Here is a 10,401-nt window from a genome sequence, read left to right on the forward strand (position 1 = left end):
CGCCGAGGCCCGCGACACCGGCGACGCCCGCCACCCCTGCCACACCGGCGACCCCAGCGACCCCGAGGCCGCCCGCCACCAGCCGGGGATCGGTCCAGCGGCCGGGCACGTGGGCCTCCGCCGGGGCGCCGAAGGGCAGCGGTTCGCCGGTGCCGTCGAGGACGACCTTGCGCACCGGGGCGTGGGAGACGACCTCAAGGTAGATGCCACGAAATGCCGCGACGTTCTGTTCCACCGTGAAGAGTTCGAGGGCGCGTGCGCGGGCGGCCGCGCCCAGGCGCGCACGGCGCTCGGGTTCTCGCAGGAGCGCCACGCACGCCTCGGCCAGCGCCCGCGGATTGCGCGGTGGGACGACGAGGCCCGTGCCGCCGATGACCTCCACGACGGCGCCCACATCGGTGGAGACCGTCGGCCGGGCGCAGAACATGGCCTCGACCAGGCTGATCGGGAAGCCCTCGACGACGCTGGACAACACGACCACCGCACCCGCCGCGTAGGCCTCGGCCAGGTCGGGGACTGCCGGCCCGCCGATCTCCTCGAAGGAGACTGGGTTGTCGCCGACCGCGTGGACGCCGTCCACCTCGTCGGGGAAAAGCTGCGCGGCCAGGGCCTTGCAATGGCCCAGGTAGGCGGTGGCCTCGGACCCCGCTGCCGCTCCGACGATCCTGAGCCGCGCCTTGGGCTCCGCTCGGCGAATCTCGACGAAGGCGTGCAGCAGCGAGATCAGGTCCTTGGCGGGCTCGATGCGGCCGACCCAGACCAGTGTGTACGGATCCGCGCCCTCCAGGGACTCGCCCACCTCCGCGAAGCGGGCGGCGTCCATGCCGGGGTAGACCGTCCGGATCCTGGCGCGGTCGGCGCCGCAGCGCTCCTGCCAGCGCCGGGCGTGGGTGTTGCCGGGGGTGAGGCAGGCGGCCTGCCGGTAGACCTCGGCGGTCAGTCGCCGGTGGAAGGCCGCAAGCAGGGCGCGCACCGGCGCCTCTCCCGAGGCCCCGAGGTAGTGCGCCCGCAGCGGCACGCCGTACTCGGTGACCAGCAGCGGCACCCCGTGGAAGTGACGGGCCAGCAGCCCGGGAAGTGCGGCCGAGCCGCCCGCCGCCGCGTGGCACAGGTCGACCGAGCCGAGCCCGTCGTCCTCGTACCAGTCGAGCGAGAAGGGGCGCAGGGCGCGTTCGAGATGTGCGGCGACCGTCAGCAGATCCGGTACGCGCGCCTCGCGCGCCCCTCGCAGTGCGCCCGGCGCGCGACAAGCGCGCTCCAGGGTGCGCACGGCGGCCTCGGAGCGCAGCGCGCCGACCAGCCCACCCTCGTCGCGGCCCAGCTCGGCGAGCCCGTACAGCGCATTGCCGAAACGGTCCGCCTCAGCGTCTGCCCCGCCTTCGCAGGCTTCCCCGGCCTCCCCGGCCCCGCCGAGCAACCCGGCCCCACCAGCAACACCATGGACCCGGCCCGTTCCCCCCGAGCACACCGCCGCCACCAGTTCGCCGTACGCCTGCGCGAAGCGCCTGCGCGCCCGGCGTCCGTGGACGACCCCGTCGTCCTCGGCCGTCCACAGCGGTGCCGTACGGACCCGGCTGACCTGCGGCGGCAGCGGGATCCAGCCCTCGTCCTCCTGCCGCTCGCTCCGGCTGAGCGCGTAGATGTCGAACTCGTGTCGCTCCAGCCCACGTACGAGTCGGTCGCACCAGAGCCTGGCGTCACCGCTCACATACGGATAGCCACCCTCCGTAAGCAGTCCGATACGCACGCGTGCACCCCGATCTCCCGTTTGAGAAGCCGCCGTTCGCCCGGCGGTTCACAGCGGGACGAACGTATGCGGACAAGGCGGTGGCGCGACGGACGGTTGTCCATCGCACCACCAAAAGGGGTGAACGGTCGTAACTTTCCCTAGCGGGACGCGTTTTGTCGCGCTAGGGGATCACTCGGTCACGCCGTGTCAGGCCGCCGCGGGCTCCCGTCAACTACCGGGGTAGGGCCAGGGATTGGCCTTGCACGTGATCCCGTCCTGCGTCAGGAACTTGCTCTGCTGCTGCATGACGGGGGCGAGTTCGCCATCCTTGTCGCAGGTCACATGGCTGTAGCCGAGGCGGTGGCCGATCTCGTGGTTGATCAGCATCTGCCGGTACGCGTGGATCTGATCGCCGTACGTCTCGGAGCCCTGGGCCCAGCGGTACGCGTTGATCATGACGCGCTCGGTGGCGGCCGAATCGCAGGACACGTTGTCCACGGTCGTGTCGAGCCCCGACTTGGCGCACCAGAACGCCGTGGTTCCCGGGCTGGCCAGCGTGATCACGAAGTCGGGTGTTCCCGAGGAGATCCGCTCGAACGTACGGCCACCACTGTGGGCCCAACTCCGGTCGTCGTTCAGGGTCTTCTGCACTGCCTCGGCGAACAGCTCGGCGTCCAGCCCGAGGCCCTTCTCGACATCGACCCGGTAGCGGTACTTCTGTCCCGTCCCCGGCGCCTTGTCGAAGCCCCTGACCGCATCGAACTTCCCGCCACCCTCCAGATCCGCGGCGACCGCGTACACCTTGCCCATCTTCTGGTCGTACGACAGCGGGGTCGCGCTCGGGCTCGGCGGACCGGAGGGTGTGGGCCGGTCGTCGCTGCGCGAGGTGTCGCGCACATCACGCTCACCGGTGTCGGCGGCCTGCGACTGCGTGGCGGTCTCGTCCTGTCCGCCGGCCACCTGTGCGCCCACGACGACCGCCAGCACGGTCGTGACCGCGGCGGCCGCGATCCCGGCGAACGCCCGCCCCTTGGCGCCCTTCGCCGTCCCGACGCCCTCGCCCCCGTCACGCGGAGGCTGCTCGTGCAACGCCTGCTGTTGCGACAGCTTCCGCCGCAGCGGTTCCTCGTGCAGCGCCCCCTCTTGCAGCGGCTTCTCTTCCAGAGCCACCTCGACCCGGCCGTCGGCCTCGCCACCCGGCGCGGCACGGTGTGTCCGACCGGGTGCGAGGACGTCGTCGACCTCGTCGAAGGCGTCCAGATAGGCCTGGCGGGGGCCACCGGGGGGCATGGTCTCCTGCCGCTGCCGGGGAATGGGGATGCGGCGGCCGGAACGCTCCGGAGGCTCGCCGTACGAGGCGCCGGGGGATGGCGCCTCGCCCGGCACACCATACGGGGCCCCCTCGGGAGCCCCTTGCGCCACGCCGTGTCCGGCACCCGTCCGGCGCCCACGACCACCCAAGTGCCCCCAACCGCCGCCCGCTTCACGCTGCTCGGGGTGCCCACCACGAGTCGGTGGGTAGCCACGGGCCGGGGTGCCGTCCGGGAACCGGGGGAAGCCCTGTGCGGGCGTGCCGTCCGGAAGGCCCGGCACGCCGTGCGCCGGGGTGCCGTCAGGAAGGCGTGGAAACCCGTGCGCCGGAGTGCCGTCGGCGAAACGGGGGACGGCGTACGCCGGGGCGCCATCCGGAAGGCGCGGGAAGCCATGCGCGGGGGTGGCATCCGGGAAACGCGGACCCTGCCGCCCAGGCGCGCTTGCGTTGACCTGCGGCGCCCCCTGACTCGGAGCCTGGTCGTACCCGCGCGGCGACAGAGGACTGCCCGGCAGTCTTCCTCCCGCCGACGACGCCGACACAGCCGCAGCCGCAGCCGCAGCCGCAGCCGCAGTATCCCTGGCGGTCGGGGAAGCCGGTCCGCCCACACCCTGGGCCCCCTGCACTCCCTGGACCCTCGGTGCCCGCTGCGCCGCCGGTCCGCGGTCGCCTGCACCGGCGGACGTCGCCGTCCGGGCTTCCCTCAAATCGTTTGTATCGCCTTTCGGCGCCCGCCCCTTGCGGCTGTGCCGTCCCACGCCGCGCCTCAGCTCCCCACGCCCGGAGAGCCCGATGGAGGCCCTTCGGCGGCCGATCGGGCACTGTCCGCACCGGCCAGGCGGCCGCCACCGCCCACCGAACCACCGTCATTCGAAGCGTCAACCGAAGCCGAAGCCGAACCCGCAGCACCAGCACCAGCACCAGCACCAGCACCAGCACCAGCACCAGCACCAGCACCAGCGATAGTCGAACTCAACGAAGCCGAAGGCGAATCCCCACCCGGATCCCAGCCCCCCGACCTCGAACCCATCGCCCCCGAACCCATCGACGCCGAATCCGCCCCGCCGTCCGACTTCCCCGTATCCGCGAGCAGTTCACGGAACGCAGCGGCAACAGCCTCCGGATACTCCATCATCGCGACATGCCCCGCGTCCGGCAGCGAGACGAGGCGGGAGTCGCGGAAGGAGCGGGCGGCGCGCTGGGCCATCCGGTAGCCGACGAGTTGGTCGCGGCGGCCGTAGACAAGGAGGGTCGGAGCGAGGACCCGCTCGGCCTGACGCCAGAGCGAGTGCTGCCCGCCCAGGGTGTAGGCGTCCACGAGCCCTCGGGCGGAACGCGTCAACGCGTCCCACATGTAAGGCAGTTGGATACGCCGCTCCATCTCCTCGACAGCGTTGCGGAAGCCCTCGTCCGTGACGCGGCCGGGGTCGCCGTAACAGAGTGCCGTGACGCCCCGTACGCGCTGCTCCGCGCTCCAGCCTCTGGTGAAACGGGTGAAGAGCGCCGCCATGCCCGGCAGCGCGAGCATCGCGGTCGGCACGGCGGTCCGCTGCACGCGGAGCTCCGGCAGGGCGGGCGACACGAGGGTCAGGGTGCGGACGAGATCGGGGCGGAGGGCGGCGACACGGGTCGCGACCGCGCCGCCGAGGGAGTTGCCGAAGAGGTGCACAGGACCGCGCCCGGCTGCGTCGAGGTGACGAATGACCGCGCGCGCGTGCCCCGTGAGGGAGTAATTGCCGTCGTCGGGCGGCGGCGAGTCGCCGAAGCCGGGCAGATCGAGCGCCTCGCTGTCCACGAGTCCGTCCAGCAGCGGCATCAGCGCGGACCAGTTCTGCGAGGATCCGCCCAGGCCGTGCACGTAGAGGGCGGGCGGCAGTCCCTCACGCGCCGGCGGTCTCGACCGCACCGACAGCGTGATCCCGGGCAGCCGGACCGACCTCAGCTGCTCCCCGGGCGCCACACGCACGGCGCTCGCCTTCGGCGACGCGGTGGCGGTCAGCAGGGACGGCAGCTCGGTCGAAGACATGCGGGCAATGTTACGAGACGATCACGCAGTGACTCATGTGTTCGCCGTCACAGATCAGGACACAAATCGGCCACTTGCCACGGGGTACCGGGTGGGGAGCACCCATCGCCGGGCCGCGGCGGACCACACCGGGACCGCACCGGGACCGCATAGCACCAATACCACCCTTCTCCTAGGCTCGTAATCAGGGCATCCAGGCTCGCGAACAGGGCACCCGTACGTGGCCCCCGCCGCCCTCGAGGACGTTCCGGCGGACCAGGGCAGTACCAGGAAGGGGAACCCGCGATGGCCGTAGACCCGACCGAACCCGACACCTTCGTCGAGGAGGACCCCGTGGAGCTCGACGACGTCGAAACCCCCGAGGCCGATGCCGCCGAGCAGCGCACGGACTGGGCACAGAAGCGGGACGACCCGCTGACCGACGCCGATCCGAGCGCCGCCAACGAGGCCGACCTGGCGGAACAGGCCCGCGTGGTCTCCCTCGATGAGGAGGACTACCGGTAACCCAATCCTCACCAGGGACGACGCCCGGCGGCGAGAAAGAGCTTCCACGCGCCCACTACACCCCTGTTTAATGCGATATGCGGCACTTTCCCCTACGTCCGGTCCGTGAAATTCTGCGCTCGCACCGCGCACACCCGGGTTACCGAAAAGTACGATGGCGGCGCGGCGCACACCCGCATGTGGACGATCTTGGGAGGCGGCGTGACAGCCATCGAGCAGACAGAGGCGGCGCGCCCGCGGGGCACACGCCTGCCGCGCCGAGCCCGACGGAACCAGTTGCTGGGCGCCGCCCAGGAAGTCTTCGTGGCCCAGGGCTACCACTCGGCCGCGATGGACGACATCGCCGAGCGCGCCGGAGTCAGCAAGCCGGTGCTCTACCAGCACTTCCCCGGCAAGCTCGACCTCTATCTGGCCCTGCTGGACCAGCACTGCGAATCCCTCATCCAGGCCGTGCGCGGCGCGCTCGCGTCGACGACCGACAACAAGCAGCGCGTCCGGGCCACGATGGACGCCTACTTCGCGTACGTCGAGGACGAGGGCGGCGCGTTCCGGCTGGTCTTCGAGTCGGACCTGACGAACGAGCCCGCCGTGCGCGAGCGCGTGGACAAGGTCACCAACGAGTGCGCGGAGGCCATCTGCGAAGTCATCGCCGAGGACACCGGTCTCTCGCGCGCGGAGTCGATGCTCCTCGCCTCGGGCCTGGGCGGCCTCTCCCAGGTGGTGGCACGGTCCTGGCTGCACAGTGACCGCAGCGTCCCGCGCGAGCAGGCGGTGCAGCTGCTGGCCTCGCTGGCCTGGCGGGGCATCGCGGGCTTCCCCCTGCACGGCATCGACCAGCAGTGATCGACAGCGCCGATCGCCGGCACCGCCGACGGCATCGACCGTGCGACCCCGGACCGTCCGCGCGACCCGGCCCCGGTCCGGGGTTTTGTTCCCACGCCCTGTTCGCTCCTGGCGTTCTCAGGCGGAGCGTGTACGTCCCCTCACCGGGCTAATGTGTGCTGCGTACGGCGCGGAAGCCCGCGCACTTCACTGACCGTCGGAGGGACATAGCCGTGGAGGTCAAGATCGGCGTGCAGCACGCGCCTCGCGAGATCGTTCTGGAGAGCGGTCAGAGTGCCGAGGAGGTCGAGCGTGCCGTTGCCGATGCGCTGACCGGCAAGACGGCGCTGCTGAGCCTCACGGACGAGCACGGCCGCAAGGTGCTGATCCCGGCCGACCGTCTCGCCTACATCGACATCGGCGAGTCGGCCGTCCGCAAGGTGGGCTTCAGCGCGCTGTAGTCACGAGGCACAAGAGGTATACGGAGGGGCCCGGTGGTGTGAAACCACCGGGCCCCTCCGTACGCCCGCTCCTCATGGCTCCCACGGGCCGAACCGAACAGAGCGACCACATCTCGTCCACAGACGATGATTGCGTTCCACGGCTCGCGGGTAGTACCGGCTACGACCGATTTGCCCAGGCCAGGCCGTGCGGGAGGGAACCCGATCATGTTCTTGGAAGCACTCGGATCCGCACTCCTCGGCTTCGCCCTGGCCTGCGCCGCCGCCTACCGCCTCCCGCACCGCCTGCCGTCCCGCACCCTGGTCCTCCCGACCGGCACCGCCGGCGCCCTCTTCGGCGCTTTCCTCACCCACACGGCACTGGGCTCCGCGAACTATCCGCTGATCCTCACCGGCGCACTGATCATGGCAGCGGCCTCCCTGTCCCTGCTCCTGCGCCCGACGGAACGATTTCGACGCAGCAGCTCAGCGACGGCGTGACGAACCGCGGACGGGGACGAAGCCCCATCCGGGGGCGCGGGGAACTGCGCGACCAGCCACGCATCACCCGCACCCACCGGACGACGAGTCGCCCCACGGCGGCTAGGCGCCCCTGGTCAGGCCGCTAGGCCCAACGCAGCCATCCGCTTGGTGTGCGCCTCAGTGATCCGCGAGAACATCCGCCCCACCTCGGCCAGATCGAACCCGTCGGCGACACCCCCCACGAGCATCGTGGACAAGGCGTCCCGGTCGGCCACCACCCGCTGTGACTGCGACAGCGCCTCCCCCATCAACCGCCGTGCCCACAGCGCCAGTCGCCCGCCCACACGCGGGTCCTCGTCGATCGCGGCCCGCACCTTCTCCACGGCGAACCCGGCGTGCCCCGTGTCGTCCAGCACCGCGAGCACCAGCCCGCGCGTGTCCGAGTCGAGGTGCGCCGCGACCTCCCGGTAGAAGTCACTGGCGATCGAGTCGCCGACGTACGCCTTGACGAGCCCTTCCAGCCAGTCCGACGGCGCGGTCTGCTTGTGGAAGCCGTCGAGCGCGTCGACGAACGGCTCCATGGCCCGCGTCGACTCCTCGCCGACCTCGGTGAGCCGGTCCCGGAGCCTCTCGAAGTGGTGGAACTCGGCTGCCGCCATCTTGGCCAGCTCGGCCTTGTCAGCGAGGGTCGGCGCCAGCTTCGCGTCCTCCGCGAGCCGTTCGAACGCCGCCAGCTCCCCGTACGCCAGCGCGCCCAGCAGGTCCACCACCGCGGCGCGGTACTGCGGGTCGGCGGAGGCCCGGGCCCAGTCCTGGGCGGCGATCCCGGTGACCTCGGCGGTGTCGGCGGCGTCGGCGGACTCGCTGCCGGTGGCGTTCTCAGGCTTGTCAGACGTGGTCATGCAGCGCACAATAGCCCGCTCCGCGCAAGGCGGAAGGGCCTGGTCACTCAGTGTGCCCTTCAGTGTGACGACGACTACGTGACCAAATCGGCCATCGCATATGCGTGATTCCGGGGTATGGTGGTAATGCGCCTGCTGGTACGTCGACGTAGTTCGACCGTGTCTCGACAGGCCGCACGTATGAGGATGCCCGGTCGGTGGCCCGATCGGCTCCGACCCGACAGCCCTCCTTTTCCGTACGGCACTCTGCGTACGGCGTCCGGAGGGAACCCCTCAGCGGTATGAGCGCTAGAGCGTCGGCAGTGGTCCCGTGCCACACGGTCCGCCCGTGAGGCGGCCGACGTCCCCGGCACGGTCCCGACACGACCCCCCGCGCTCGCCTCACACCGCGTACACAGAAGAGGCAGCACCCTGACTACGACTTTCCGAGATCTCGGAATCTTCCCCGAGACGGCCGAGGCCCTTGAGGCCGTCGGCATCCTCAGCCCCTTCCCCATCCAGGAGATGACGCTCCCGGTCGCCCTCACCGGCACCGACATCATCGGCCAGGCCAAGACCGGCACCGGCAAGACGCTGGGCTTCGGCCTCCCGCTCCTCGAGCGTGTCATCGTCCCCGCCGATGTCGAGGCCGGCCGCGCCAAGCCCGAGGACCTCGTCGACTCGCCGCAGGCACTCGTCGTCGTTCCCACGCGCGAGCTGTGCACCCAGGTCACCAACGACCTGCTGACCGCCGGCAAGGTGCGCAACGTGCGCGTCCTCGCGATCTACGGCGGCCGCGCCTACGAGCCCCAGGTGGAGGCCCTCAAGAAGGGCGTCGACGTCGTCATCGGCACCCCCGGGCGACTCCTCGACCTCGCGGGCCAGAAGAAGCTGAACCTGAAGCACGTCAAGTGCCTGGTCCTCGACGAGGCCGACGAGATGCTCGACCTGGGCTTCCTGCCCGACGTCGAGAAGATCATCAACATGCTTCCGGCCCGGCGCCAGACGATGCTGTTCTCGGCGACCATGCCGGGCGCGGTCATCGGCCTGGCACGCCGTTACATGTCCCAGCCGACGCACATCCGCGCCACGGCCCCGGACGACGAGGGCGCGACGGTCGCGAACACCTCGCAGCACATCTACCGCGCGCACAACATGGACAAGCCCGAGTTGGTCTCGCGCATACTGCAGGCCGACGGCCGCGGACTGGTCATGGTCTTCTGCCGTACGAAGCGCACGGCGGCCGACCTCGCCGACCAGCTCAAGCAGCGGGGCTTCGCCTCCGGCGCGGTCCACGGCGACCTCGGCCAGGGCGCCCGCGAGCAGGCCCTGCGCGCCTTCCGCAACGGCAAGGTGGACGTCCTCGTCTGCACCGACGTCGCCGCCCGCGGCATCGACGTCGAGGGCGTCACCCACGTCATCAACTACCAGTCCCCCGAGGACGAGAAGACCTACCTGCACCGCATCGGCCGTACGGGCCGCGCGGGTGCCAAGGGCATCGCGGTCACTCTCGTCGACTGGGACGACATCCCGCGCTGGCAGCTCATCAACAAGGCGCTGGACCTCGGGTTCAGCGACCCGCCGGAGACGTACTCCACCTCCCCGCACCTCTTCGAGGAGCTCAGCATCCCGGCGGGCACGAAGGGTGTCCTGCCGCGCTCCGAGCGCACCCGGGCCGGGCTGGACGCCGAGGAGCTGGAAGACCTCGGCGAGCCGGGCGGGCGTGGTCCGCGCGGGCGTGGCGGCCGTTCCTCCGGCCCGTCGTCCGCCGAGCGCGAGCGTGAGCGCCCGGCGCGTACGCCGCGCAGTCGCCGCCGTACGCGTGGTGGTTCCACCGCCGACGGGGCGTCCCCGGAGGCCGCCGCGGTCACGAAGCCCTCGGAGTCCACGCAGACGCCGGGTACCGGCACCGCCGAGTCCGAGCCCCGTACGCCTCGCCGTCGCCGCCGTACCCGCGCCGGTGCGGGTGCGAACCCCGGCGCCGAGACCGCGGTCGAGAACACGTCGGCCGAGCGGGCCGAAGCCGTGGTCGAGACCGTCTCGGGCGCACCTGCCGAGTCGGTCGAGGAAGCCTCGAAGCCGCGTCGTCGCCGCACGCGCAAGTCGGTGGACGCCGCCGAGGCTCCCGTCGCCGAGGCCGTGGCCGGCGCGGAAGCCTCGCTCGACACCGCTGAGGGTGCGACCGCCGCCGAGCCGGCGGCGGA

9 protein-coding genes are annotated in these 10,401 nt (G+C 71.4%); 5 read left to right on the top strand and 4 right to left on the bottom strand.

The features are described 5' to 3' along the window. The 3 genes from AWZ10_RS08225 to AWZ10_RS08235 form a co-directional block, all read right to left on the bottom strand. Positions 1-1,747: DUF3492 domain-containing protein (locus AWZ10_RS08225; protein WP_060890772.1), on the bottom strand; the 1,747-nt coding region annotated here is incomplete at its 3' end. Positions 1,748-1,957: 210 nt separating this feature from the next. Next, a complete protein-coding gene (locus AWZ10_RS55720; RefSeq protein WP_208618466.1) occupies positions 1,958-3,799 on the bottom strand; it encodes a DUF3152 domain-containing protein in 1,842 nt (613 codons plus the stop codon). Between the two features lie 8 nt (positions 3,800-3,807). Beyond that, a complete protein-coding gene (locus AWZ10_RS08235) occupies positions 3,808-5,067 on the bottom strand; it encodes an alpha/beta fold hydrolase (RefSeq protein WP_060890771.1) in 1,260 nt (419 codons plus the stop codon). A 285-nt stretch (positions 5,068-5,352) separates the two neighbouring features. On the opposite strand from AWZ10_RS08235, the gene AWZ10_RS08240 reads away from it, so the two are divergent. The 4 genes from AWZ10_RS08240 to AWZ10_RS08255 all read left to right on the top strand — a co-directional run bounded on the left by AWZ10_RS08240 (position 5,353) and on the right by AWZ10_RS08255 (position 7,334). Next, the gene (locus tag AWZ10_RS08240) at positions 5,353-5,571 is read left to right on the top strand and encodes a hypothetical protein (protein ID WP_046709224.1); all 219 of its coding nucleotides are present in this window, start codon (positions 5,353-5,355) and stop codon (positions 5,569-5,571) included. A gap of 201 nt (positions 5,572-5,772) precedes the next feature. Continuing rightward, positions 5,773-6,414: a TetR/AcrR family transcriptional regulator gene (locus AWZ10_RS08245; RefSeq protein ID WP_046709226.1), complete on the top strand. Its 642-nt coding sequence runs from the start codon at positions 5,773-5,775 to the stop codon at positions 6,412-6,414. A gap of 212 nt (positions 6,415-6,626) precedes the next feature. Further along, positions 6,627-6,854, top strand: coding sequence for a DUF3107 domain-containing protein (locus AWZ10_RS08250; protein ID WP_037694977.1), 228 nt, complete (start codon positions 6,627-6,629; stop codon positions 6,852-6,854). 207 nt (positions 6,855-7,061) lie between these two features. Then, complete coding sequence (locus tag AWZ10_RS08255; protein ID WP_046709223.1) at positions 7,062-7,334, top strand: hypothetical protein; 273 nt, start codon at positions 7,062-7,064, stop codon at positions 7,332-7,334. Between the two features lie 116 nt (positions 7,335-7,450). Here AWZ10_RS08255 and AWZ10_RS08260 read toward each other — a convergent pair whose 3' ends face one another. Then, a complete protein-coding gene (locus AWZ10_RS08260) occupies positions 7,451-8,227 on the bottom strand; it encodes a ferritin-like fold-containing protein (protein WP_046709222.1) in 777 nt (258 codons plus the stop codon). Positions 8,228-8,722: 495 nt separating this feature from the next. Here AWZ10_RS08260 and AWZ10_RS08265 point away from each other — a divergent pair. After that, a partial coding sequence (locus AWZ10_RS08265; RefSeq protein WP_244172435.1) for a DEAD/DEAH box helicase occupies positions 8,723-10,401 on the top strand: 1,679 nt, incomplete at its 3' end.

The organism is Streptomyces europaeiscabiei, from assembly GCF_001550375.1.
GTDB lineage: Bacteria > Actinomycetota > Actinomycetes > Streptomycetales > Streptomycetaceae > Streptomyces > Streptomyces europaeiscabiei.